We start from the raw sequence: 23,829 nt of genomic DNA, 5'->3' as shown, positions 1-23,829 counted from the left end.
ACCCCACCCGCGCAGAAAGGCCGGCCACGCAGGAGGCCATCATGATCGCCACGAAGGACACCGAGCCGGCACACCGTGCCGCGGTCCTTCCCGCCCAGCGCACGTGCGAGCACCGCCCGCCGTGCCCGACCGCCGAGGCTTCCGACCGCGAGGCCGCGCACCTGGTCGCCAGCCACCCCGAGCAGGGGTGGGGGCTGCTGTGCAACGGGGTGGTCCTGTTCGACGACACCGGCGAGCTGCTTCCGGACGGCTCGTCCGTGGCGCCGCACCGGCGATCGTGAGACCCGGGAACCCGCGGTGGATCCTTCACTAGTCGCGCTGCTGTCGGTCCCGTCCGCGGGGGCGTCGGGCTTCCTCGCGGGCGTGGCCGCCATGCGGCGCCGGCTGCGACGGGCCGCCGGCGAGGCCGCGCACGCGCGCTGGCTCGCCGACCACGACGCGCTGACCGGGCTGCCGAACCGCCACGCCGCGCGGCACCACTACCAGCACGCGGCGCTGGCCGGGCGCCCGCCGGCGGCCGCGCTGCTGGATCTGGACGACTTCAAGACGGTCAACGACACCTGGGGCCACCAGGTCGGCGACGCGCACCTGGTCGCCGTCGGGGAGCGGCTGGCGGCGGCGTGCCGGGACGTGGGCGCGCGGGCTTTCCGGTTGGGCGGCGACGAATTCGTGCTGCTGCTGCCCTCGACCGATGCCGCGACTGTGGTGCGGGACGTCCGGGCGATCGTGTGCGCGCTGGGCGCTCCGCAGTATCTGAAGCTGGACGAAAGCCGGACGGTGACGCTCGTGCCGAGCGCCTCGGCCGGGATAGCGGTGCCGGCCAACGAGGATGCCTTCTCCGATGTGCTGCGGTGCGCCGATGTCGCGCTGTACCACGCCAAGCGCTACGGGGCGGCGCCGCATCTGTACACCCCTGACATGCGGCACCCCTGGTCGCACCGGTACAAGGCGATGGACGAGGGGCACCTGGGGACGGCGCGGGTCTCGGGGTTGGTCGCGGAGCAGGCCACGCGCTGAAACGCGGGGGCGCCGCGTGGGTGGCGCGCGCTACGGTGAGGAATCTTGTGCGCACCGGCCACTAGGAGGCTCGCTCCATGTCCTTACCCGCTATCCGTCCATACCGGTCTGAAGACCGGGATGCGCTGTACGACATCTGCATGCGGACCGGTGATGCCGGAGGCGACGCGCGCGGTGTCTATCGGGATCAGGATCTGCTGCCGGACCTGTTCGCCGGGCCGTATGCCACGCTCGAACCCGATCTGGCTTTCGTGCTCGACGACGGCGGGCGCGCTGTCGGATACGTGGTGGGAACAAGCGACACCGAGCGGTTCGTCCGCGACTTCAGGGCCAAGTGGCTGCCGACGGTCGCCGAGCGGCATCCGCTGCCGGGCGGGGAGCCGGGCACGCCGGATGCGGTGATGACCGCGTTTCTGCACCAGCCCGAGCTCATGCTGAACCCGGCGCTCGCCGAGTACCCGGCGCACCTGCACATCGACCTGCTGCCCGACTACCAGGGGCGCGGGTATGGCAGGAGACTGCTGACCGCCCTGTTCGCGGCGCTCGACAAGGCCGGGGCGAAGCGGGTCCACCTGGTGATGTCCACGGCGAACACCGGTGCGCGGGCTTTCTACAACCGGGTGGGCTTCCACGAGATCGTCGTCCCTGACCCGGGCGAGCTGACCTTCCTGGGACGCTCGACGATCTAGGGCCGATGCCTCTGAACACGGGTTTCACGCGGCTGTGACACGTCGGACCTGATCACGCAACAGGACTCCGCGACACTCGCGGCATGAAGACTTCTCGTCGCGAACCCGGTAGTGACCGTCGCCGCCACCGCCCGGAGTGGAGCTGGCGGCGGGAGATCATCGAGCTGGCCGTGCTGTTCCTCGCCGTGGGGACGGCAGGGCTGTTCACCGAGGTGCTGGGACGCCGGCACTACGGATGGAGCCTGCTGATCGCGCTCGGTGCCGCGCTGCTCGGGGCGTCGGTGTTGCAGTGGTGGTGGCGCGTCCACGGACCGGGGCGGCTGCGCGCGACCACGCCCTTCGTCTCGGTCCGCAGCGCCGATGGCCTCGACACCGCCCTCGCCGAATGGCACGACGACCTGAACCTGTGGCGCATCAGGGCCGCGGTCCGCGACCGCCCCGGCAGTCTGGCCGCGGTGTGCGAACGCCTGGCCGCCGTCGGCGCCAACATCGTCGGCCTGCAGGTCCACCCCCTGGCCGAAGGAGTTCTCGACGAGTTCCTCGTGGACGTGCCACCCGCCGTCGACGCCGCGACCCTGGCCGCCGCCGTCGCCGCCGGCGGCGCACAGGTCGGTCTCATCGACCGCGCCGCCCGCGACGACCTCACCGACGCCCCCGCCAGAGTCCTGACCCTCGCGGCACGCCTGGCCGCCGGCGACGCCGGACTCCCCATCGCCCTCCACGACCTCTTCGGCCACTGCGCCGTCACCTGGGACCCCCGCGAAGTCCAGGAACCCGCCTGCGCCGGCACTCTCATCACCCTCGCCGACCCCAGCGGCGGCACCCTCCTGGTCACCCGCGAAGCCCTCGACTTCACCCCGACCGAGTTCGCCCGAGCCCGCGCCCTGGTCGGGCTGTGCGGGGAGCTGCGCCGGCGGCACATGGCGGGGTGAGCGGCCGACGCTCGCCGGGTGCGGCTTGTCGGTGGCCTGACAGGCGATTTTCACGGCTTCGCGCATGGTTTTGACGGCCTCGCCGGGTGGCGCGGTTCGGTGGAGCGCCGTAACTTCCCCCGGCGGCCGACGGTCGTGGAGGGTGCTTCTTCCGCGCCTGCTTTTGATCTCAGGCATCCACCAAACGCGGCGGCCGCCGACGCGAGCCAGCCACCTTCCACCGAACTGCGCCTCCCTGCGAGGCCGTCAAACCGTGCGCGAAGCCGTAAAAGACTTCTCAAAACCCACTGCCCGACCGCACTCGCCCTTCCCGCCGCCCCACAGCCCCATCCCGCCTTGGTGGCGATCAGGTTACGGACTCTTGACGCTCCGGATGTTTGCGCTAACAATCGTCAACGCACCGCAACGCTCATGCTCGGCGATGGTAGGGCCCTGGCAGGGCTCTGCCTCGCTATCGGGCCGTTCCGGCCCACGCCATCGGGCTGTTCCAGCCCTCTTGCACGGATCCGTTCGTCCGCATGTCGGCCCGGGAGGTGTGAAGCTCTGTGCAGAACGTCGTCGGGGACCGTGCGCCGGTCATGGCCGATGTGGCCCGGGTGGCGGGGGTTTCTCAGCAGACCGTGTCGCGGGTGCTCAATGATCGGCCGAACGTGCGGCCCGCGACGCGGGACCGGGTGCTGGGGGCGATCAGGGAGCTGGGTTACCGGCCCAACGCGGCGGCGCGGACGCTGGTCACGCGGCGGAGCAACACTCTGGGCGTGATCAGCTTCAACACCACGCTGTACGGTCCGGCGTCCATGCTCTACGGCATCGAGCAGGCGGCCAAGCAGCACGACTACTTCGTCACCGTCGCCGCCCTGGCGGCCATGGACCGGCGGTCGGTGTTCGAGGCGGTGGAGCGGCTGCGGGATCAGGCGGTGGAGGGGATCATCGTGATCGCGCCGCAGACCACCGCGGTCAGTGCGCTCGCGAACATGCCCTCCGACGTGCCGTTGGTCGCGGTCGGATGCGGTGTGCACGCGGCGTTGAGCGCGGTCGCGGTCGACAACGAGGCCGGTGCCGAGCGGGCGACGTCCTACCTGCTCGACCTCGGCCACCGGACCGTGCACCACCTGGCCGGACCGCGGACCTGGCTGGACGCCCAGGAGCGCGAGGCCGGGTGGCGGCGCGCGCTGACGGTGCGGGGCGCCGAGGTGGCCGAGCCGTTCAAGGGGGGCGACTGGTCCGCGCGGACCGGGTACGACCTCGGGCGGCAGATCGTCCGCGATCCGGGCGTGACCTCGGTGTTCTGCGCCAACGACCATCTGGCGCTCGGGCTCATGCGGGCCCTGCAGGCGGCCGGCCGCCGGGTTCCCGAGGACGTCAGCGTCATCGGGTTCGACGACATCCCGGACGCCGAGTTCTTCGGACCCGCGCTGACCACCGTGCGCCAGGACTTCGACGAGTTGGGGCGGCGCGCGCTGCTGGCCCTGATCCGCTCGATCGGAAGGATCGGCAAGGTCGGCAGTCCCAGCAAGCTCGGCAAGGCCGCCAACCCCGGCGCCGGCAAGCGGCCCGGGGGACCGGTGGCCGCCATCGACCCGAGCTTGGTGGTGCGTGCGTCCACCGCACGTCCCGCACCCTGACCGGCACCTTTCACCGAAATACGCACCACGCACCACGGATGTGTCGCCGTTCGCCGGCGTCGAATGTTACCGCTAACACTCTCTGCACGATTCCGGAAAGGATCTGAACGAGGATGGGCACCAGCAAACTCCGCATCACCGCCGCCTTCGCGGCCGCTCTGCTCGTGGCCTCGGCCGCGGCCTGCTCGAAGAACGCGTCGGGAACCTCAGCGCCCGCCGCCGGCACCTCCGGTGCCTCGGGCTCCGCCGCGCCGCCGGCGCTCGCCGGCTCGGTCACCTTCAACCAGGACAACCTCGCCAAGCTCGACGCCGCGCTGAAGACCGCGCTGGCGGGCAAGGACCTGTCCTCGGTGAACATCGCGATGGTGGTCAACGTCGCCGCCGACTACTGGAAGGCCGGGCAGGTCGGCTTCCAGAAGGGCTGCTCGGACCTGGGCCTGTCCGGCTCGCACTGCACCTACTTCGCCCCGCCGAACGGCAAGCTCACCGAGCAGAACTCCGAGATGGAGACCCTGCGCTCGCAGGGCATCACCGGCTACGCGATCTCGGCGATCGACCCGACCTCGGCGGCCGGGACCATCCACACCGACGTCCAGCACGGCGTCTCGGTCCTGGCGATCGACTCCCCGCTGCCGGGCACCGACGCCGCCTCGCTGTACCTGGGCACGCCGAACTACACCGCCGGGCAGCAGGCCGGCGAGGCGATGAAGCAGGTCCTCGGCGGCAAGGGCAAGGTCGCGGTGCTGGTCGGCTCGCTGACCGCGGCCAACGCCACGCAGCGCATCCAGGGCTTCGAGGACGCGTTGAAGGGCTCGAACATCACCGTGGTCCAGAAGGTCAACGACAACCTGTCGGCGGCCACCGCGACCTCCGACGCCGAGACCATCCTGGCCAACAACCCGGACGTCAACGGTCTGTACGGGGTCTACTCCTACGACGGCCCGGCGCTGGCGCAGGCGGTGCAGTCCGCCGGCAAGACCAACAGCGTCCACATCGTCTCCGACGACTCCGACGCCCAGACGCTCGGCTTCATCAAGTCCGGCGTCATCTCCGGCACCGTGGTCCAGATGCCCTACCAGCAGGGCTACACCGGCGCCTACATCCTGGCCGCCGACAAGGTCCTCGGCAAGGACGCGACGATGGCGATCGTCAAGCCCTTCCTGGAGTCCGACGGATCGACGCTGAGCTCCGGCGTCGGCCTGGTGACCTCCGCGGACCTGTCCGCGTACCAGGCGCTCGAGACGCAGCTGGGGATCAGCTGACGATGGCAGCGCTCGACGACGCCCCCGGCCGCGCGGTCACCGCGCGGCTGCGGGGGGTCCACAAGTCCTACGGCCCGGTGCGGGTGCTGGACCTGCCCGAGCTGGATCTGTACGCCGGCCAGGTGGTCGGCGTGGTCGGCGAGAACGGGGCCGGCAAGTCCACGCTGATGGGCACGCTGTCCGGCTCGGTGCGGCGCGACGGCGGCGAGATCGAGATCGACGGCTCGGCGCTCGTGCCGGGCTCCACCGAGGCCGCGGCCTCCCTCGGCATCGCCATGGTCTCCCAGGAGTTCCCGCTGGTCGGTCAGCTCTCTGTCGCCGAGAACCTGCTGTTGGGACGGCGTCCGCGCGGGTCCCGGCGCCGGGTGCTGGTGGACCGGGCGGCGCTGCGCCGCGAAGCCAGGGAGATGCTCGGCGAGATCGGGCTGTCCGCCACGGCGATCCCGGTGGGGCGCCAGGTGCGGACCCTGCCGGTGCCCACGCGCCAGATGATCGAGATCGCCAAGGCGTGGGGGCGGCGGCCGAAGCTGCTGATCCTGGACGAGCCGACCTCCTCGCTGGGTCCCGTCGAGGGAGCCCAGGTGCTGCGTCTGGCGCGCGAGCTCGCGGCGCGCGGGGGCACGGTCCTGTTCATCGGCCACCGGCTCGACGAAGTCCGCGAGGTCAGCGATCGCGTCCTGGTCCTGCGCAACGGACGCCTGGTCGCCGACCTGCAGCCGGGCGAGGCCAGCGAAGAGCGCCTGATCCGGGAGATGGTCGGGGGCGAGGTGACGCACTCCCGGCCGAAGGACGAGCCGACCGATACCTCGGTGCTGCTGTCGCTGCGCGCTCTGACCGCCGACGGGCTGGGCCCGGTCGACCTCGATCTGCGCGCCGGGGAGATCGTCGGCGTCGCCGGGCTGATGGGCTCCGGCCGCAGCAGGCTGATCCACACCGTCGCCGGCGCGCAACCGGCCACCGGCGGGACGATGACGATCGCCGGCGCCGCGTACCGCCCGCACGGTCCAGGCGACGGCACCGCCGCCGGGATCGCGATGATCCCCGAGGACCGCAAGGAACAGTCCCTGGTGGTGTTCGCCCCGATCCGGGCCAACGTCACCATCCCGATCCTGCGCCGCATCAGCTCCCGCGGCCTGCTCGGTCCCCGGCGCGAGCGCTCCGAGGCCGAGCGGATCACCGCGAGCGTCAACGTCCGGATGCGCTCGGTCGACCAGCCGATCGGCTCCCTGTCCGGCGGCAACCAGCAGCGGGCGATCTTCGGCCGCGCCTTCGCCACCGAACCGCGCCTGCTGCTGCTGGACGAGCCCACGCGCGGCGTCGACGTCGGCGCCAAAGCCGAGATCTACGAGCTCATCGACCGCGCCGCCGAGCGCGGCATGGCGGTGCTGGTCGCCTCCTCCGAGCTGGAGGAGCTGCTGTGGATCTGCCACCGCGTCGCGGTGCTGAACCACGGCCGGCTGGTCGAGGTGATCGACCGCGCCGAGGCCACCAAGGAGCGCATCATGACCGCCGCCGCGGGCACCGCCCCGGTCGTGCCGATGTCGGACGAGGTGTTGGAAGAGATGTCGGAAGAGGTGTCGGAGGACGCGTCGCAAGACGTGCCAGAACACGGAGACGCACCATGACAGTACAGAGCACCCTGACCCCCGAGGAGGCGCCCCCGCGCGGACAGCCGGCCGCCGCCCGGCTGCTGCGCAAGCTCGCCGAATCACCCGAGGCCGGCGTCATCGTCGCCTGCGTGCTGGTGTTCGCGATCATCGCCGCCAACGCCCCGACCTACACCTCCGTCGGCAACCTGCAGGTGATGGGCCGCGACCTGGCACAGGTCGGCATCCTGGCGGTGGGGGAGTCCGTGGTCATCCTGACCGGCGGCATCGACCTCTCGGTGGGAGCGCTGGCAGGCCTCGCGGGCATCCTGACCGCCTGGTTCAACGTGAACCAGGGCCTGCCGGCGCCGGTGGCGATCGTCCTGACCCTGGTGATCTGCGCGGGGGTCGGACTGTGGCACGGCACGATGGTGACCCGGCTGAACGTGCCGCCCTTCGTGATCACGCTGGTCACCTACACCGTCGCCCAAGGCCTGGCGCTGGCGATCACCACCGGCACACCGATCAACGGCATCGATCCCCTGTTCAGCAACCTGAGCCAGTACTACATCGGCCGCGTACCGGTCCCCGCCCTGTTCTTCCTCGGCGCGGTCGCCATCGCCTGGTTCGCACTGGAGCGAACCTACGTGGGCCGGCAGATCTACGCCGTCGGAGGCAACCGCGAAGCCGCACGACTGGCGGGCATCCCCGTCGCCCGCCGCGTGACGAGCGCCTACGTCTCCAGCGCCGTCCTCGCCGGCGTCGTCGGCGTACTGGTCATAGGACGCATGAACGTCGCGGACCCCTCAGTCGGCAGCGGCTGGGAACTGACCGCCATCGCCGCAGCCGTGGTCGGCGGCGTATCCCTGTTCGGCGGCGAAGGACGCATGGTCGGCATCGCCGCCGGCGCCATCCTCCTGGAGTTCATCGCCAACGGCCTCCTCGCCCTCCACGTCAACACCTACTACCAAACGGTGGTCCAGGGCGCGGTCCTCGGCGCCGCGATCCTGCTCGACCGCCTGCGAGCCAGGTTCTTCGGCAGAATCCAGAGATAGGGCGCACACCCGGCGGTCGCGATCCTCACCGGTCGCGACCGCCGAGCTCATGCCCTCGCTTGCGACTATCGGGCGGCGGGCGGGCGATCAGGACTCATCGATGGCGGCGGCGATCTCTCTTACCGCAGGCTCGCAGTCGTCGCGCCCCTCATCGGCGAGGATTTGGGCGGCTTGCGGTGCGCAGCGGTGGAGTGCTGCGAGGAATGGTGCTCGGGCGTGGGAATGGATGGTTCGCTCCCATCCCGCTTGCAGCAGGGGTGCGGCTTCGGCGACGTGGAGCCTGCCCAGGCCTTCGGCGGCGGTCTCGGCGTGCGACCACAGGTCGTCGTCGTTGCAGCCAGGACGTCGATTCCCAGCGGAGCCATGGCGGCGTCCGCAACCCAGCGCCTGGCACGCGGTATCGCCAAGGCGCCCAGATGCTTGAGTGCCTGAGGCGCGCCGGGGATCCATCCGGCTGCGTTACGCAAGGCGGGGTCCTCGGCGAGGTCCAGGACTGTCGGGTCGCCTCGCCGCCCGAGTTCTTCCAGTGCGTATCGGCGTTGATTGGTGCTCTGAGCGCGATGTCGAGAAGTTCGCTGCGAGGTAGATCAGCCATCGATGGCAGCTGTTCTCGGTACGGCTTGTCTTTGGCTGCGGCGCGCTCGGCATGCTGTCGGCTCATCGCCGTCGCTCGTTTCCCGCATCTCGGCGGTGGTTCGGCTGGCGAGGGCGTCCATCGGTTCGGTGTACAGAACCGTGTTCAGCACCACGCCCCATTTTCGCTGACGTAGGTCGCAGAACGTCGACCGCGCCCTGGCTGCAGGTCGTCGCCAAGACCGCCAGCACACCCACCAGGAAGCCGATGTCGTCCGGATCGTCGTCATCGAAAGTGCTCAAGTGTTCCTCGAGCTCCGTGACGGAACGTGCTCGCGTCGTCGATGGGTTCAGTCTACTGAGGCGCCGTTGGCGGAGCGGAGTCGTTGGGCGGCCAGCGGCACTGCGACGCCGTGCAGCAGCAGGCTGCCGAGGAGGACGATCGTCATCGTGGACAGGGTCAGGTCGGCGTCCTCGTCGCGGGTGGCGTTGTAGGCGAGGAGTCCGAAGACGATCGAGGTGGTGCCGCGTGGGCCGACCAGGCCGAGGAGGGTGCGGTCGAGGAGGGTCGCGCTGGTGCCGAGCATCGCGGCGTATACCGGGAGCATGCGCACGATCGTCAGTACCAGGATGCTGTACAGGATCACCGAGGCGGGGACGCCGTCCTCGAACACCAGGACCGCGACCGCGCCGAAGACGAACCACACGATCAGTGAGGCGACCGTGCCCAGGGCCTCGACGTTCGCGAACTCTGATTCCGGCAGCTGAGCCTGCTCGCCGCGGAAGCCAATTCGGGCGCGCTTGTAGGAAATGCCGGCCAGGAACGCGGCCACGAACCCGTTGCCGCCGACCGACACCGCGATCGAGTAGGTGACCACCGGCAGCAGCAGCGCCGCGATGCCCCCCGACTCAGAGCTCGACCAGCTCTTACGCTCCGCACGACGCAGCGCCGTGCCGGTGACCGTGCCGAAGCCGACGCCGACCAGCACCGCGTACGCCGCAGCCGGGAACGCCTGGCCCAGCGCGTCCTCCGGCGAGCCGCCGTGCCCCGACTCGCCGATCAGCAGGATCGCGAAGGCGAAGGCGGGGGAGAACAAGCCGTCGTTGTAGCCGCTCTCGATCGTCAGGACGTGCCGCACCCACAGCGGCAGGTTGCGGTCCTTGAGCAGGTGCGGCGCGGTGGCGAAGTCCAGCGGCAGCACCACGCAGGCCACCACGAACACCACCGCCCACGACGGCGTGGGCAGCAGCGGCAGCCCGACGAGGAAGGTCGCGGCCACCATCAGCGGCAGTGCGAGGAACAGCAGCCGCACCACCGCGCCCCGCTCCCCGGCCAGGAACCCGTCGCGCACCACCGTGGCATCCACGAACAGCAGGACGGCGAGCACCAGCTCGACGACTCGCTCCGCGATGTGCGTGTCCAGCCGCGCGGCGAAGCCGGTCCCGCCGGCGAGCCCCGCGACCACGCCGCCGGCCACCATGAACAGCGGACCGGAGACGTGCCACCGGGCCAGCCGGCGTGCGGCGAAGGTCCACGCCAGCATCACGGCCAGGCCGGCGACGATCAGGAGGCGCATATCGGGAGGTTACTGAGGTAACCGCCCGATGGGGTTCATCAGACCGGCGCGGACCGGCGCGGACCGGCGCGGCTTGCCCACACCGGCCCACACCGGCCCACGCCGGTGCGCACCGGCGCCGCGCGATCAGCGGCAGGCCTGGAAGGTCTTGTCGTCCAGGTCGATGTCGAACCGCACGCCGTTGAAGTTGTTCGCGTTGTCCTTGGAGCAGAAGGACGACGTCGCCAGCTTGTACTCGGCCTGGAACACCGGCTTGCCCTTGGCGACGTACTGGTCGTAGCCGTAGTCGCCGTTCTGCGCGGTCGTGCACTCCTTGTACTGGTTGCACTGCTCGTTCAGGGCGCCGTCGAAGTACGGCAGCAGTTGTGGGATCTGCTCATTGTCGTTCTTCTGCAGCACGCTCATGCCGCGCGCGTGGGAGTCGTTCGCCAGGGTGGCGTTGTAGTAGAGCTGGTCGGCGGCGGTCAGCGAGAAGCCGGTGCTGTTGCTGTAGCCGTCGACGTTGTCCAGCTCGACCATGTCGAAGCCCTTCTGGTGGCACATGTCCAGGCGGGCGTCCATGATCTTGCGCAGCGCGCTGTTCGACTTCTGGATCTCGCGGACGTCCAGCCACTTCTCGCCCGGCCAGCCGTTGCCGCTGCCCAGGACCGCCGCCGGGAACTGCGAGGCGTCCGGGCGCCAGTTCTCGTAGGTCCCGGCGGACAGGTAGCAGACGGCCTTGATCCCCGCCGAGTGCAGCGCGGAGACGTTCGCGGCGGTGTTGTTGAAGCCGTCGACGTCGTACATCTGGACATTGCGGAACGGCGCGGTCGGTACCGTCGACAGCACCCAGTTCCACGACGTCTGCAGGCTCGGGTGCCAGCAGCCGTTGCACGCGGCCGGGCTCGGCAGCGCCGGTGTCGCGCTCGCGGACGGCGCCAGGGCTGCGGTCGCCGCGGCGACCAGGGCGAGCCCGGCGGCTGCCGAGGTGATGCGCTTGGCGGTGGGAGTCAGGGTCATGATTCCTCCTCGAGAATGGTGGCTGTTCTCGTGTTCGGGGCGATTCTTAGCAGGGGTCCCGCGGCAGCGTCGAGGTGTGGATGGGAAACGCGCAGCCGGAGTGAGCGAGTGGGTCGAATCGCTCATGAGGATTGAGTTTTCGTTGACGCCCGACGGTGCGGTGCCCAGGCTCTGGGCGGTATGAAGCCACATGCTTTGGGCCTCGCGGCCTTGTCTGCGCTTGTCTTCTCGGTGGTCGCGGTACCGGTGAGCGCGCAGGCCGATACGACCTCGACCGTCTACGTCGCGCCCAGCGGCTCCGACTCAGCAGGCGGCACCCTCGCCGCACCGTTCGCCACGATCCAGCACGCGATCGCCGCGCTGCCCAGCGGCGGCGGCACGGTGGTGGTGCGCGGTGGGAGGTACGCGCAGCGCGTCAGCCTGCACAACGCGAAGAACATCACGCTCACCGCGGCCTCCGGCGAGCATCCCGTCCTCGACGGCTCCTCGCTGACCGTACCGACCGGCCGCTCGGCGATGGTCGACATCGCCGGCAGCACGGCGGTGACGGTGCGCGGACTGGAGATCACCGGCTATCGCAGCGCCGACATCGCCGCGATGCCGATCGGGATCTACGTCCACGGCGGCGACACCGGCGTCACGATCGCCGGCAACCATGTGCACGCCATGGGCAACGACAACGGCACCTTGGGCAGCATGGACATGAACGCCCACGGCATCGCCGCCTACGGCGACTCCCCGACCCGGCCGATCAGCACCCTGACCATCGACGGCAACGAAGTGGACCACCTCAAGCTCGGAGCGAGCGAATCGGTGGTGGTCAACGGCAACGTCGACGGCTGGCGCATCACCGGCAACCACATCCACGACGACAACAACATCGGCATCGACGCCATCGGCTTCGAGCCGACGCTCCCGCCCTCCTACCGCTACACCGACCTGAATCGCGCCCGCGACGGCGTGATCAGCGGAAACGACGTGGAGAACATCGTCTCCGAGGGCAATCCCGCCTACTGGTCGCCCGAGGGCTGGTGCAACTGCGCGGACGGCGTCTACGTCGACGGCGGCACGCACATCGCCATCGCGGGCAACAGCGTGCGCGGCGACGACATCGGCATCGAGGTGGCCGCCGAGAACGCCCGGGGAGCCGCCGACCACGTCACCGTCGAGGGCAACGCGGTCAGCGACAGCCGCTACGTCGGCATCACCACCGGCGGCTACTGCGACGGCGGCGAGGACTGCGGGGGAGTGCAGACCGGCCGCTCCTTCGCGAACACCTTCACCGGCAACACGCTGCGGAACAACAACACCGACCACGACGGCTCGCCGGAGTTCCTGATCCAGTACCACGAGTCCGGCAACCAGATCACCGGCAACACCATCTGCGCCGCAGGTCCCGGCACCCTGCTGATCGGGACCGTCGCCCGGTCGACGTCCGGCCAGGGCGACGTCGTGGACGCCAACCGCTACTCGGCGGCGGCGGCGGCGGGCGCCGCCACGGCGCAGTGGGGCTGGCACGCGACGACCTACACCGGGTTCAGCGCCTATCGGGCCGCTACCGGCTTGGACGCACACAGCAGTTTCTCCGGGTCCTGCTGAGCGAGGCGAACGACCGGTGGTGTGATGACCGGCAGCCCGATCATCGGGCTGCCGGTCTGCCATGCTGCCGCCCTGCACCGCCTCACTCATCACCGCCACGCCCTTCACCGCCCCGCCCCTCACCGCCTCACCGCCGCACCGGCTCCGCGATCCGCACCGCAACCCCCTGAGCCGCGATCGCCTGCAGCTCCGCCGGGTCGGCGCTGGCGTCGGTGACCAGCTGGTCGATCGCGTCCAGGCCGACGACGTGCGCCAGGTGCGTGCGGCCGATCTTCGAGCCGTCGGCGACCACCACGACGCGCCGGGCGCGGCCGATGATCACCGCGTTCGTGTGCGCCTCGACCTCGTCGTGGGTGGACAGGCCGCTGGCGGCGCTGATGCCGTCGATGCCGATGAAGGCGGTGTCCACGTTGAAGCGGCCGACGATGGTCTCGGCCCAGGGCCCGACCATCTCGTAGGAGTTCGAGCGCGCCACGCCTCCGGTGACGACCAGCTTCACCTTCGGGCGGTTGACCAGGATGCCGGCGATGTTCAGCGCGTTGGTGACCACCGTCAGCTCGGTGCGGGTGGCCAGCAGGCGGGCCACCTCGCTGGTCGTCGTGCCGCCGTTGACGGCCACGACGTGGCGGCCCGGCGCCAGGGCGCGCAGGGCCATGCGCGCGATCGCCTGCTTGGCGGCGCGGCCGTGGTTGTCGCGGTAGCGGACCGGCAGCTCGTAGGCGACGTCGCGGCCGACCGCGCCGCCCCGGGTGCGGACCAGCAGGTTCTGGTCGTCCAGGAGGGTCAGGTCGCGGCGGATGGTCGCCACGGAGACGCCGAGTTCGCGGGCGGCGGTCGTGACGTCCACGGTGCCGCCGTAGGCCAGCCGGTCCAGGATCGCGGTGACGCGGTCGGAGCGGTGCATGGCGTGCGGGGTCTTGCTCTGCAGTTCGGTCATCGGCGGGCCCGTCAGGGGCGGGTCGGCGCGCCGGGATGAGGTGAGTGCGCTGATCGCGCGGGGGGAAGGGCCGATCGGGCATCGATGAGGCTCACGGTGAGCTCCACAGTGCTGGTGGGCACGACCCCGCCTCGGAAAGCCCCGGCGCGGGCGGCCGGCGGTCCTGGCGACTCGGTCCGGGCTCGCGGCGCTGCCGACATACCGGATGGGCGTACCTCTGACGTCGCGTTTCCGCGGCGATGCCCCCTGATGCTACGCGCGCGCCGGCGATGCTGCCAAGGACTTGCTCAACGCGCCCTTCCGCGCGCGTTCGAGCATCCCCGGTGAGCGAAACGTGCGTGGATCTTGTGAGTTCGGTGTGCGGAGTCCTTGAATGACCCCACCCCTCGTCTCCTTCTCTGATGTCTTGGAGGTCTTCCCGTGCATCCAAGAACGGCACGAACCCTTCGCTCGGCCGCCGCGGCCGCCACCACCGCCGTGCTGGCGCTGACCGCCGCGTGCTCCTCCTCGGCGTCCTCGTCCTCGAAGGCGCCGGCGGATCCGACGAAGCCGGTCACCATCACCGTGTGGACCGGACAGGACGTGAACCCCGAGAAGCTGCTGGAGGGTCTGGCCAAGCAGTTCCACGCGGCGCACCCGAACGTCACCGTCGACATCTCGCCCGGCGCGCCGACCACCGACCAGCTGCTGCCGAAGCTGATCGCCGCCTTCACCAGCGGCACCTACCCGGACATCTCCTACAACTTCGGCAGCTGGGCCACCCAGATGCAGCTGTCCGGCCGCACCCTGGACATCACCGACAAGGTCAAGGACCCGGCGGTGAAGTGGGACGAGTTCCCGCCGGCGGCGCGGCAGACCGCGACGCCCAACGGGCACGTGATCGGCTTCCCGGCGGTCGTGGACAACCTGGCGCTGATGTACAACAAGAAGCTGTTCCAGGCCGCGGGCCTGTCCGAGCCCACGAACACCTGGACCTGGGACGACTTCCGGGCGGCGGCGAAGAAGCTCACCGACCCGGCGAAGAACGTCTACGGCACCGCCTACTCCGTCTCCGGGACCGAGGACACCACCTGGCACTTCTGGCCGCTGCTGTGGCAGAAGGGCGGCACCGTCCTGAACTCCGACAACAGCAAGGCCGCCTTCGACTCCGACGCCGGTGTGGCAGCCCTGACGTTCCTGCAGCAGATGGCTGTGACCGACAAGTCCGTGTACCTATCGCAGGACGACCAGAAGTACGCCGACCTGTTCAAGTCCGGCCTGATCGGCATGATCATGAGCGGGCCGTGGCAGCTGTCGGACAACGTCGGAGCGAACCTGGACTACGGCGTCACCTACCTGCCCTCCTTCGACGGCACGAGCCACCAGACGATATCCGGCCCGGACCTGTGGACCCTGTACGACCACCACGATGCCAACCGGACCTATTGGTCCTACCAGTTCGCGCAGTGGCTGACCTCGGCGCAGACCGACCCGCAGTTCAACCTCGCCACCGGGAACCTGCCGCTGCGCAGCAGCGAGGCCGGCAGCCAGGAGTTCCAGGACTACGCCAAGCAGTACCCCGGCGCGCAGACACTCTTCGACAACCTGAAGAACGCCACGACCGCCCGGCCGACCGTCCCCGGCTACGTCGGCTTGTCCCAGGCTGTCGGACAGGCGATCGCCAAGGTGCTGCAAGGTCAGGGGGATCCCAAGTCGGCCTTGCAAGACGCGGCGAAGGCGGCGGACGTCGCGCTGGCGCAAGCGGACTGAGGCGTCCCGATGAAACACGGAATCCTGATCTCCGACCATGAGAAGTCCGGGGCCGCGGGCCGGCGCCGGAACGCGCGGAACGCCCCGGTCGCAGAGGCCGGAGACGGAGCGGTCGGGGACGCAGCGACAGTTGCCAAACCCAAGTGGACCGCCCGCCGCCGCCGCGTCGTCGCCAACCTGACCGGCTGGTCCTTCGCCGCCCCGGCGACTCTGATCATCCTGGGCCTGACGCTGTTCCCCGCCGCCTGGGCGTTCCTGATCTCCCGCGAGCACTGGAACGGGATCACGCCGGCGCGCCAGATCGGCTGGGACAACTACCGTCTGATGGCGCAGGACCCGGACTTCAGGTCCGCTGTGAACCACACCGTGCTGTTCACGGTCTTGTACGTCCCGGTGGTGCTGGTCCTGGGGATGTTCCTGGCGATCGCGCTGAACCGCAAGATCCGCTTCATCGCCTTCTACCGCACCGCGCTGTTCGTGCCGCTGGTCGTCTCGGCGGCGGCCACCGGCATCCTGGCGAACTTCGTCTTCGACCAGCAGTTCGGGCTGGCGAACAACCTGCTGCGGGTGCTGCACCTGCCGCAGCAGGGGTTCCTGGCCAACCGGCACGAGGTCATGTGGGTCATAGCCCTGATCTATCTGTGGACCGACCTGGCGTTCTCCGTCATCGTCTACCTCGCCGCGCTGCAGGACATCCCGACCGACTGCCTGGAGGCGGCGCGCATCGACGGCGCGAATCGCTGGCAGCAGTTCCGGCACGTCATCCTGCCGAGCCTGGCGCCGGTCACGGTGTTCGTCGGGGTCTGGGAGACCATCTCGGTGCTGCAGATCTTCGAGCTGATCCTGACCACCACGCACGGCGGACCGCTGGGAGCCAGCCAGACCATCGTGTACTTCATCTACAACCAGGCGTTCAACCTCTCCCGCTACGGATACGGCTCGGCAGCTGCCTACACGCTGTTCGGCGCCACGCTGGTCATCACCCTGGGACTGTTCGCCTACGCCCGGCGCAGCAAGATCGAGGCCTTCTGATGAGCCGTAAATTCAGCCGCTGGCACCTGCTCCTGATGCCGCTGTCCCTGGTGTTCCTGTTGCCGCTGCTGCAGATGCTGCTGGCCTCGCTCACCTCGAACGCCGACATCAACCGCTTCCCGCCGAGATTCTTCCCGTCCGCGCTGCACATCAGCGGATACGTGCGGCTGTTCCGCGACGCGCCGGTCGGGCGGTGGATGCTGAACTCCGCGATCGTGTCGAGCATCGCGATCGTCAGCCATCTGATTCTGTGCTCCCTGGGCGGCTACGCCTATGCGCGGCTGTCGTTCCGGGGGCGGACCGTGGGGTTCGTGACGCTGGTCGCCACGATCATGATCCCGACGCAGATGCTGATGATCCCGACCTACTTCATGTTCACCCACCTCGGGCTCATCGACACCCTCGGCGCCGCCTTCGTCCCCTTCCTGACCTCGGCGTTCGGGGTGTTCCTGATGCGGCAGTTCTTCCTGTCGCTGCCCAAGGACCTGGAGGAGGCCGGGCGGATCGACGGGCTGACGACCTTCGGGGTGTTCTTCCGCATCGTGCTGCCGCTGGCCCGGCCGGCGCTGGCCACCCTGGCGGTGTTCACGCTGCTGAACTCCTGGAACGACCTGCTCTGGCCGCTGATCGCGATCAACGACCCGTCGAAGTTCACGATCCAGCTCGGGCTCATCAACTTCCAGGGCGCGCACCACATCGACTGGCAGGAGCTGATGGCCTGCAACGTCGTGGCGACCGCGCCGCTGATCCTCGGATTCCTGATCGCCCAGCGGCAGTTCGTCCAGACGATGAGCATGTCCGGGCTCAAGGGCTGAGCGGCCTGCCCCTTCTCACCTTCTTGTTTTGAACCACGACGCCTGATTCACCCTGCTTGATTCGCCCTGCCTGAACGGAGTCAGCCCCATGTCTTCCTTCGTCACCGCCGAACTGGCCGACCAGCCGCGCAGCTGGCAGCGTGCCGCCGACCTGGCCGCCACGGCGGCGGGCCTGCCCGAGCCCGGCGAGCGCGTGGCCGTCGTCGGCTGCGGGACGTCCTGGTTCATGGCGCAGGCCTACGCCGGGCTGCGCGAGGCCTCCGGCGCCGGGGAGACCGACGCCTTCACCGCCTCCGAGCTGCCGGGCGGCCGCGAGTACGACCGGGTGCTGGCGCTGAGCCGGTCCGGGACCACGACCGAGGTCCTCGACGTGCTCGCCGCCGCCACGGCGCCGACCACGCTGATCACCGGCGTGGCGGACTCCCCGGCTCCGGCGCTCGCCGGCACGGCGGTCGTCCTGGACTTCGCCGACGAGCGCTCGGTGGTGCAGACGCGCTTCGCCACCACGACCTTGATCCTGCTGCGCGCGCACCTCGGCGAGGACGTGTCGGGCGCGATCGCCGATGCCGCCTCAGCTGTCAGCGAACCGCTGCCCGAGGGGGTCGCCGACCGTACGCAGTTCACGTTCCTGGGCGCGGGCTGGACCACCGGTCTGGCCGCCGAAGCCGCGCTGAAGATGCGCGAGGCGGCACTGGCGTGGTCCGAGTCCTACCCGGCGATGGACTACCGGCACGGCCCGATCGCGATCACCGACGAGCAGTCCGCGGTCTGGATGTTCGGCGCCGCCCCCGACGGCTTGGCCGAGCAGGTCGGCGCCACCGGCGGGATGTGGATCCATCAGGACCTCGACCCGCTCGCCTCGCTGGTCCAGGCGCAGCGCCTGGCTCTGGAGCTGGCGGTGCGCCGGGGTCTGGACCCGGACGCCCCGCGGCATCTGACCCGCTCGGTGATCCTGCGCCCGCAGGGTGCTTCGGCTGCTTCCCAATCCACGGCCTCGGCCTGATCTTCTCCACCTGACTTCCCGACCTCCCGACCTCCCGAAAGAGAATCCCGCGTGATCCGCATCGCCTTCGTCGGCGCCGGCTCGGTGGTCTTCACCCGGCAGCTGCTGCACGACATCCTGTCCTACCCCGAGCTGTCCGGCGCGGCCATCGCGCTGCACGACATCGACCCCGAGCGGCTGCAGGTCGCCGCCGCGCTGGCCGACCACGCCGCGCGCACCCTCGGCGCCGAGGTGTCCGTCACGGCCACCACCGACCGCCGCGCCGCCCTGGCCGGCGCCGACGCCGTCGTCAACATGATCGCCGTCGGCGGCCACCAGGCCACCGTCACCGACTTCGAGATCCCCGCCGCCGCCGGCCTGCGCCAGACCATCGGCGACACCCTCGGCGTCGGCGGCATCTTCCGCGCCCTGCGCACCTTCCCGGTCCTGCGATCCCTGGCGCAGGACATGGCCGAGGTCTGCCCCGACGCCTGGCTGCTGAACTACACCAACCCCATGGCCATGAACATCCAGTACCTGAGCACGATCGCGCCGAAGCTGAAGGTCGCAGGCCTGTGCCACTCGGTGTACTGGACCGTCCGCGGCCTGTGCGACATCATCGGCATCCCCCACGACGACGTCGACGTCCTGTCCGCCGGCGTGAACCACCAAGCCTGGATCCTGCGCTGGCAGCACCAAGGCCGCGACCTCTACCCGGCCCTGGACGCCGCCATAGCAGCCAGCCCGGACCTGGCCCGCCGCGTCCGCGTCGACATGTACCAGCGCCTCGGCTACTACCCGACCGAGACCAGCGAGCACTCCTCCGAATACGTCCCCTGGTACCTCGGCCACGACACCGAAATCACCCGCCTCCGCATCCCCGTAGGCGACTACATCGACATCAGCGCCGAAAACCTCGCCGAATACCGCGAACTCCGCAAAGTCATCACCGACGGCGGCGACCCCGCCAACGGCTGGGAAAGCGACGCCGCCGAATACGCCCCCCAAGTCATCCACAGCCTAGCCACCGGCACCCCCCGCACCATCCAAGTCACCACCCCCAACACCGGCCTGATCAGCAACCTCCCCGAAGCAGCCGCCGTCGAAGTCCCAGCAACCCTCGACCGCCTCGGCATCCACCCCCACCACGTAGGAGCACTCCCACCCCAACTAGCAGCCCCCAACCGCCACTTCCTCAACGTAGTCGACCTAGTAGTAGCCGCCGCCGTAGAAGGCGACCCCCGCCACATCCGCCACGCCGCAATGGCAGACCCCGCCACAGCCGCAACCCTGACCGTCGACCAGATCTGGAACCTCTGCGACGCCATGGTCACCGCCCACGGAGACGCACTGCCGGAGCCATTGCGGCGGAGCCCGCTCGCGGCGCGGGGCGGTGGGGGGTGAGGAGAGTTCGCAGACTGGTCAGGCACAGCGCGGCGAGAAGCAGCGAGGATCGCCGCGCAGAGAGTCTGCACTGGCGGCCGATGAGCGGGCTCGTGCTTTTGAATCAGCAGCCTTGTTCTGGAGTCTCAGATGAGTGGTTTTGATCTGCTGGTCGTCGGTGATGCGAATCCTGATGTGCTGGTTGCGGGGGCGCCGGTGGTTCCGCCGTATGGGCAGGCGGAGACTCTTGTGGCGTCTGGCACGCTGGCGCTTGGGGGGTCGGCGGCCATCGTTGCGCATGGTGCTGCGCGGTTGGGTGTCTCTACTGCGCTGGCTGCGGTGGTGGGGCGGGATGCTGCCGGGGATTTTGTGCTCGACGCGTTGAGTTCGGCGGGGGTCGATGTCGGTGCTGTTGTCCGGCATCCTGAGTTGGCTACGGCGCTGACCGTTTGTCTTGGTGGGCCTGGTGGGGATCGGGCGATTCTCACGGCTGCGGGGTGTCTTGCCGAGTTCGAGCCGGGTGAGCTGCCTCGGGCGCGGCATATCCATGCGGCGTCGTACTTCCTGCAGCCGAGGCTGGCTGCTCGGCTTCCCGAGTTGTTTCGTGGTGCGGCGGCGACCTGTTCGCTGGACACTAATCATGACCCCGCCGGTCGGTGGCGGCTTGCGGCCGGGTTGCTCGAGGTCTGCGACTATGTGCTGCCTAACGAGTCCGAGGCGTTGGCGTTGACGGGCGCCGCCACCGTTGATGAAGCGCTGGCTGCCTTCGCTGCGGCCGGCGTTGGCACACCGGTGGTGAAACGTGGGCGCCACGGTGCGGTAGCCCGCCGCGCTGCCGAAACTCACACCGCGCGCCTCACGCCGCTCGAGCCCGTGGACACCGTCGGCGCCGGCGATAGCTTCGACGCCGGGTTCCTCGCCGCCGTGCTCAACGGCGAGGACCTCGATCGGGCCCTCGCCGTCGGCTGCGCGTGCGGCGCTCTGTCCACGCAAGCTGTCGGCGGTACTGCCGCTCAGCCGTCGTGGGAGCAGGCCGTCGCCTACGCGTCCCGGCCGGGCATCAGCCCCGGCTGAACGTGATCGGTGCGGTGTAGAAGGTGTTGCCGTTGAAGACCGCCCGCTGAGTCGTCGCCGAAGTCCCCAGTGCGCTCAGCGGGATGCTCCAGCTGTAGACGTTCCCGTTGTGCGTCATGTTGGGGCTCACTCCGCTCACCGGGGTCCAGCTCCAGCCGTGCGACAGGCTGCGGTACAGGATGTTGTTCTCGATCATGTAGTCCGCGCCCAGCGGTGTCGAGGACGGCGACGGCAGCTGGAAGCCGGTGCCCTGGTTGTTGTCACTGTCGATGAAGACGTGGTGCAGGCTGACCGCCGTGGTGAACGTCGCCTGGAACGTCTCGGTGGTGGCGGTCATACAAGCCGAGAAGTTGGTGATGTTGCCCGAACCCGCGACCGGAGTGCACGAACCCCCGCCGCCACCCGAAGACGTCGTGACCGAGACCGACGTGCTGGCGCTAGAGATGTTCCCAGCAGCGTCGCGCGCCTTAACAGCGAACGTGTACGCAGTACCAGGACTCAGGTTCGAAACCGTCGCCGTAGTCGAAGACCCCGAAACCGTCGCCACGACCGAAGACCCGGAATACACGTCATACGCCGCCACCCCGACGTTGTCCGTCGACGCCGACCACGTCAGCGTCACCCCGGTCGCGCTCACCGACCCGGCCCGCAGCCCCGACGGCGCCGTCGGAGGCGTACTGTCGCCGCCGCCACCACCCGCGCCGCCGGTCTGCGCCAGCTCGTCGCTCCAGTACGTCCCGGTCGGCAGCGTGTCCCACGGATTGGGCAGGTTGTCGTTCGTGACGTACAGATACCCGGCGTTGCGCTGCTTGCTCAGGCTGACCGCGTTCTCCATGTTGGCCTGGGTCGGGGTGTCGTAGACCAGGTGCCAGAACTGGTTCGGATTGCCCGAACTCAGCTCCCACGCCGGCGGCGTCCAGCCGGTGTACGAGGCATACGTGCCCTCGAACATCACCAGCACGTCCGCGGCCGAGGCGTAGCACTGGTCGGCAGCCGTGCCCGGGTTGTCGGCGGTCAGAGCGCCGGCATGGTGCTGCTTTACGTAGTCTCCGACCGCCTGATACAGCGCGACGTGCGCGTTGTTCGTGCCGCAGTCGTTCAGCGCGTCGTCGTAGAAGATCCCGGACAGCCCGTAGCTGCCGTACCAGCTGTACCAGTTGTCGACGTCAGCCTCGGCCTGGGTGGTCCAGGCCGCGGTGGTCGTCTGCCCGCCGCGCGTGGTGCGCCCGGTCGTGCCGAAGTACCCGGTGTCGACGTAGCCGATCACGCGGACGCCGGCGGAGCTGGCCGCCTGGATGGCGTTCGCGTAGCTCTGGTCGAAGGAAGCGCCAGGACCGTTGTTGGGGTTGGCGATCGCGATGCCGACAGCCGAGCCGCTCTGGTCGATCTGGCTCCAGTAGCTGGTACTGGGGTTGAAGTACGCCGGAACGCCGACGTGCTGCACGGTCGCTATGCCAGCAACATGAGCGGCATTAGCCGTCGAGACGGTCGAGACGGTCGCAGCGTTCGCAGTGCTCGCGGAAGCCGCGGGCGCCGCCAAGCCGAACCCCGCCAACGCCAACGCGGCGGCTCCGGCCAGCAATCGGCCGGGAGGACGTCTGAGAGTGCGGAGCAGATGCATCGTGCTCTCCTTTTCCCAAGAGGGACTCACAAGGTGGACGCCGGGATCGAGGAGACCCGGCGGTGGTGCCCTGCAGACTCGGCGAAGTGTGCGGCGACCGCCGGATCAGGCGCGGCCACCGCGACCGGAACGCCGCCGGAGCGCAGCGACTCGGTCGCGGCGACCCCCGCGGCCACCGCCTCGCGCGCCGCCACCGGCGAGGTCTCGGTCGGGCCGCCGACCGCGGCGAACCGCAGGAACTCGGCGACCAGCGCGCTGTCCGCGCCGCCGTGCAGCCCTTCGGGTGCGGAATCCGAGATGGGGATGACCAGGTCGGCGTCGGAGCGGTAGCCCGACCGCTTCCGGTTCCACACCCGGATCTCCGCCGGGTCCCCGTCGATGCCGTCGCCGAAGTTCTCCAGCCGTCCGGCATCGCCGATGACCGTGTAGTTGCGCCAGTAGTCGGGGGAGTAGTGACACTGCTGGTAGCTGGTGAAGACCCCGTTGTCCAGGCGCGTGAGCATCTGCGAGAGGTCCTCGACGTCGATGACCGGGTTGAGGTCCCGCAGCTGCGAAGGCGGCCACGCCCCGACGTCGAACCAATCCGACATGAGTGACTCCGTGTCGGAACCGGAGCCCGAACCAGACCCAGAACCAGACCCAGAACCGTTCTCCGCAGCACGCCGATGCGGATTGGCGCCGTAAACCGTCAGCCCGCCCAGCGCCACGACCTCCCGCGAATACCCCCCGGCCAGCCAGTGGATGACATCCAGATCGTGCGCCCCCTTCTGCAGCAGCAGCCCGGTGGTGTTCGCGCGCTCGGCGTGCCAGTCCTTGAAGTAGTAGTCGCCGCCGTGCCCCACGAAGTGCCGGCACCACACCGCCTTGACCTCGCCGACCGCCCCGTCCTCGATCAGCTCCCGCATCCGCCGCAGCATCGGCAGATGCCGCAGGTTGTGCCCGATGTACAGCCGCGTCCCGGTCCGGGCGGCGCTCGCCAGCAGCGCGTCGCAGTCGGGGAGGGTGATCGCCATCGGCTTGTCGACGAACACCGCCACCCCGGCGTCCAGGAAGTGCAGCGCGGGGGCGGCGTGCAGATGGTCGGGGGTCAGGACGAACACCGCGTCGAGCTCGCCGGCCGGCAGCGCGTGCCAGTCCTCGTAGAGGGCTACGTCCTCGCCGAACAACTGCCGCGCGTGGGCCTGCCCGCGCGGGCTCGGATCCGCGCACGCCACCACCCGCGCGACCCCCGGCCGGTGCGCGTGCGTGGCCAGCTTCGCCCGCTGGCCGGCACCGACCACGCCGATCCTCAGCTCCGACATCCTCATCCCTTCGTTCCGGTC

At 69.7% G+C, this 23,829-nt stretch carries 20 protein-coding genes; 15 read left to right on the top strand and 5 right to left on the bottom strand.

Annotated elements, in window-relative coordinates; genetic code table 11:
• Window positions 1-41: 41 nt before the first annotated feature.
• The 8 genes from CACI_RS23300 to CACI_RS23265 all read left to right on the top strand — a co-directional run bounded on the left by CACI_RS23300 (window position 42) and on the right by CACI_RS23265 (window position 8,166).
• Window positions 42-281, top strand: coding sequence for a DUF5999 family protein (locus CACI_RS23300; protein WP_015793299.1), 240 nt, complete (start codon window positions 42-44; stop codon window positions 279-281).
• Between the two features lie 16 nt (window positions 282-297).
• A complete protein-coding gene (locus CACI_RS45960; RefSeq protein WP_015793298.1) occupies window positions 298-1,017 on the top strand; it encodes a GGDEF domain-containing protein in 720 nt (239 codons plus the stop codon).
• A gap of 77 nt (window positions 1,018-1,094) precedes the next feature.
• Window positions 1,095-1,706, top strand: a complete 612-nt coding sequence (locus CACI_RS23290; RefSeq protein ID WP_015793297.1) for a GNAT family N-acetyltransferase — start codon at window positions 1,095-1,097, stop codon at window positions 1,704-1,706.
• 83 nt (window positions 1,707-1,789) lie between these two features.
• Window positions 1,790-2,638 carry an ACT domain-containing protein gene (locus tag CACI_RS53570; RefSeq protein WP_190276625.1) on the top strand — a complete coding sequence of 283 codons (849 nt, stop codon included), beginning with the start codon at window positions 1,790-1,792 and terminating at the stop codon, window positions 2,636-2,638.
• Window positions 2,639-3,216: 578 nt separating this feature from the next.
• Window positions 3,217-4,263 carry a LacI family DNA-binding transcriptional regulator gene (locus tag CACI_RS23280; protein ID WP_049872062.1) on the top strand — a complete coding sequence of 349 codons (1,047 nt, stop codon included), beginning with the start codon at window positions 3,217-3,219 and terminating at the stop codon, window positions 4,261-4,263.
• 113 nt (window positions 4,264-4,376) lie between these two features.
• On the top strand, window positions 4,377-5,525 hold the full coding sequence (locus tag CACI_RS23275) for a substrate-binding domain-containing protein (RefSeq protein ID WP_015793294.1): 1,149 nt from the start codon (window positions 4,377-4,379) through the stop codon (window positions 5,523-5,525).
• Between the two features lie 2 nt (window positions 5,526-5,527).
• The gene (locus tag CACI_RS23270; RefSeq protein ID WP_015793293.1) at window positions 5,528-7,150 is read left to right on the top strand and encodes a sugar ABC transporter ATP-binding protein; all 1,623 of its coding nucleotides are present in this window, start codon (window positions 5,528-5,530) and stop codon (window positions 7,148-7,150) included.
• Entirely contained in the window at window positions 7,147-8,166 is a 1,020-nt protein-coding gene (locus CACI_RS23265) for an ABC transporter permease (protein WP_015793292.1), read from the top strand. The genes CACI_RS23270 and CACI_RS23265 overlap by 4 nt, the downstream gene beginning before the upstream one ends.
• A 923-nt stretch (window positions 8,167-9,089) precedes the next feature.
• Here CACI_RS23265 and CACI_RS23260 read toward each other — a convergent pair.
• Together CACI_RS23260 and CACI_RS23255 are read right to left on the bottom strand one after the other, a co-directional pair.
• Window positions 9,090-10,316 (bottom strand): cation:proton antiporter domain-containing protein, encoded by a 1,227-nt coding sequence (locus CACI_RS23260; protein ID WP_015793291.1) that lies wholly within the window; start codon window positions 10,314-10,316, stop codon window positions 9,090-9,092.
• A 126-nt stretch (window positions 10,317-10,442) separates the two neighbouring features.
• Window positions 10,443-11,315 (bottom strand): endo alpha-1,4 polygalactosaminidase, encoded by an 873-nt coding sequence (locus CACI_RS23255; RefSeq protein ID WP_015793290.1) that lies wholly within the window; start codon window positions 11,313-11,315, stop codon window positions 10,443-10,445.
• A gap of 210 nt (window positions 11,316-11,525) precedes the next feature.
• On the opposite strand from CACI_RS23255, the gene CACI_RS23250 reads away from it, so the two are divergent.
• On the top strand, window positions 11,526-12,914 hold the full coding sequence (locus tag CACI_RS23250) for a right-handed parallel beta-helix repeat-containing protein (RefSeq protein WP_143765361.1): 1,389 nt from the start codon (window positions 11,526-11,528) through the stop codon (window positions 12,912-12,914).
• 127 nt (window positions 12,915-13,041) lie between these two features.
• On the opposite strand, the gene CACI_RS23245 is transcribed toward CACI_RS23250, so the two are convergent.
• Window positions 13,042-13,851 (bottom strand): DeoR/GlpR family DNA-binding transcription regulator, encoded by an 810-nt coding sequence (locus tag CACI_RS23245; RefSeq protein ID WP_223297222.1) that lies wholly within the window; start codon window positions 13,849-13,851, stop codon window positions 13,042-13,044.
• Window positions 13,852-14,271: 420 nt separating this feature from the next.
• On the opposite strand from CACI_RS23245, the gene CACI_RS23240 reads away from it, so the two are divergent.
• The 6 genes from CACI_RS23240 (at window position 14,272) to CACI_RS23215 (ending at window position 20,886) form a co-directional block, all read left to right on the top strand.
• Window positions 14,272-15,600, top strand: a complete 1,329-nt coding sequence (locus CACI_RS23240) for an ABC transporter substrate-binding protein (RefSeq protein ID WP_015793287.1) — start codon at window positions 14,272-14,274, stop codon at window positions 15,598-15,600.
• A 9-nt stretch (window positions 15,601-15,609) separates the two neighbouring features.
• Window positions 15,610-16,632, top strand: a complete 1,023-nt coding sequence (locus CACI_RS23235) for a carbohydrate ABC transporter permease (RefSeq protein WP_015793286.1) — start codon at window positions 15,610-15,612, stop codon at window positions 16,630-16,632.
• On the top strand, window positions 16,632-17,447 hold the full coding sequence (locus CACI_RS23230) for a carbohydrate ABC transporter permease (RefSeq protein ID WP_015793285.1): 816 nt from the start codon (window positions 16,632-16,634) through the stop codon (window positions 17,445-17,447). Before CACI_RS23235 ends, CACI_RS23230 begins: the two co-directional genes overlap by 1 nt.
• Window positions 17,448-17,535: 88 nt before the next feature.
• The gene (locus CACI_RS23225) at window positions 17,536-18,450 is read left to right on the top strand and encodes an SIS domain-containing protein (RefSeq protein WP_015793284.1); all 915 of its coding nucleotides are present in this window, start codon (window positions 17,536-17,538) and stop codon (window positions 18,448-18,450) included.
• A gap of 51 nt (window positions 18,451-18,501) precedes the next feature.
• Window positions 18,502-19,833: an alpha-glucosidase/alpha-galactosidase gene (gene melA / locus CACI_RS23220; protein WP_015793283.1), complete on the top strand. Its 1,332-nt coding sequence runs from the start codon at window positions 18,502-18,504 to the stop codon at window positions 19,831-19,833.
• Window positions 19,834-19,962: 129 nt separating this feature from the next.
• A complete protein-coding gene (locus CACI_RS23215) occupies window positions 19,963-20,886 on the top strand; it encodes a carbohydrate kinase family protein (RefSeq protein ID WP_015793282.1) in 924 nt (307 codons plus the stop codon).
• On the opposite strand, the gene CACI_RS52700 is transcribed toward CACI_RS23215, so the two are convergent.
• On the bottom strand, window positions 20,873-22,507 hold the full coding sequence (locus CACI_RS52700; RefSeq protein WP_015793281.1) for a spherulation-specific family 4 protein: 1,635 nt from the start codon (window positions 22,505-22,507) through the stop codon (window positions 20,873-20,875). The two genes, CACI_RS23215 and CACI_RS52700, sit on opposite strands and share 14 nt — an antisense overlap.
• Window positions 22,508-22,533: 26 nt before the next feature.
• A complete protein-coding gene (locus CACI_RS54360; RefSeq protein ID WP_041542255.1) occupies window positions 22,534-23,808 on the bottom strand; it encodes a Gfo/Idh/MocA family oxidoreductase in 1,275 nt (424 codons plus the stop codon).
• Window positions 23,809-23,829: the final 21 nt, after the last annotated feature.

The sequence above is a fragment of the Catenulispora acidiphila DSM 44928 genome (genome assembly GCF_000024025.1).
Lineage (GTDB): Bacteria > Actinomycetota > Actinomycetes > Streptomycetales > Catenulisporaceae > Catenulispora > Catenulispora acidiphila.
Note: the sequence above shows the minus strand (reverse complement) of the source record. Positions and strands in the feature narration are given on the sequence as shown.

Bases quoted from the DNA above. Each gene is read 5' to 3' on its own strand.
- CACI_RS23300 (WP_015793299.1), top strand. From the start codon at position 42: ATGATCGCCACGAAGGACACCGAGCCGGCACACCGTGCCGCGGTCCTT.
- CACI_RS23290 (WP_015793297.1), top strand. From the start codon at position 1,095: ATGTCCTTACCCGCTATCCGTCCATACCGGTCTGAAGACCGGGATGCG.
- CACI_RS53570 (WP_190276625.1), top strand. From the start codon at position 1,790: ATGAAGACTTCTCGTCGCGAACCCGGTAGTGACCGTCGCCGCCACCGC.
- CACI_RS23280 (WP_049872062.1), top strand. From the start codon at position 3,217: ATGGCCGATGTGGCCCGGGTGGCGGGGGTTTCTCAGCAGACCGTGTCG.
- CACI_RS23275 (WP_015793294.1), top strand. From the start codon at position 4,377: ATGGGCACCAGCAAACTCCGCATCACCGCCGCCTTCGCGGCCGCTCTG.
- CACI_RS23270 (WP_015793293.1), top strand. From the start codon at position 5,528: ATGGCAGCGCTCGACGACGCCCCCGGCCGCGCGGTCACCGCGCGGCTG.
- CACI_RS23265 (WP_015793292.1), top strand. From the start codon at position 7,147: ATGACAGTACAGAGCACCCTGACCCCCGAGGAGGCGCCCCCGCGCGGA.
- CACI_RS23260 (WP_015793291.1), bottom strand. From the start codon at position 10,316: ATGCGCCTCCTGATCGTCGCCGGCCTGGCCGTGATGCTGGCGTGGACC.
- CACI_RS23255 (WP_015793290.1), bottom strand. From the start codon at position 11,315: ATGACCCTGACTCCCACCGCCAAGCGCATCACCTCGGCAGCCGCCGGG.
- CACI_RS23245 (WP_223297222.1), bottom strand. From the start codon at position 13,851: ATGACCGAACTGCAGAGCAAGACCCCGCACGCCATGCACCGCTCCGAC.
- CACI_RS23235 (WP_015793286.1), top strand. From the start codon at position 15,610: ATGAAACACGGAATCCTGATCTCCGACCATGAGAAGTCCGGGGCCGCG.
- CACI_RS23230 (WP_015793285.1), top strand. From the start codon at position 16,632: ATGAGCCGTAAATTCAGCCGCTGGCACCTGCTCCTGATGCCGCTGTCC.
- CACI_RS23225 (WP_015793284.1), top strand. From the start codon at position 17,536: ATGTCTTCCTTCGTCACCGCCGAACTGGCCGACCAGCCGCGCAGCTGG.
- CACI_RS23215 (WP_015793282.1), top strand. From the start codon at position 19,963: ATGAGTGGTTTTGATCTGCTGGTCGTCGGTGATGCGAATCCTGATGTG.
- CACI_RS52700 (WP_015793281.1), bottom strand. From the start codon at position 22,507: ATGCATCTGCTCCGCACTCTCAGACGTCCTCCCGGCCGATTGCTGGCC.
- CACI_RS54360 (WP_041542255.1), bottom strand. From the start codon at position 23,808: ATGTCGGAGCTGAGGATCGGCGTGGTCGGTGCCGGCCAGCGGGCGAAG.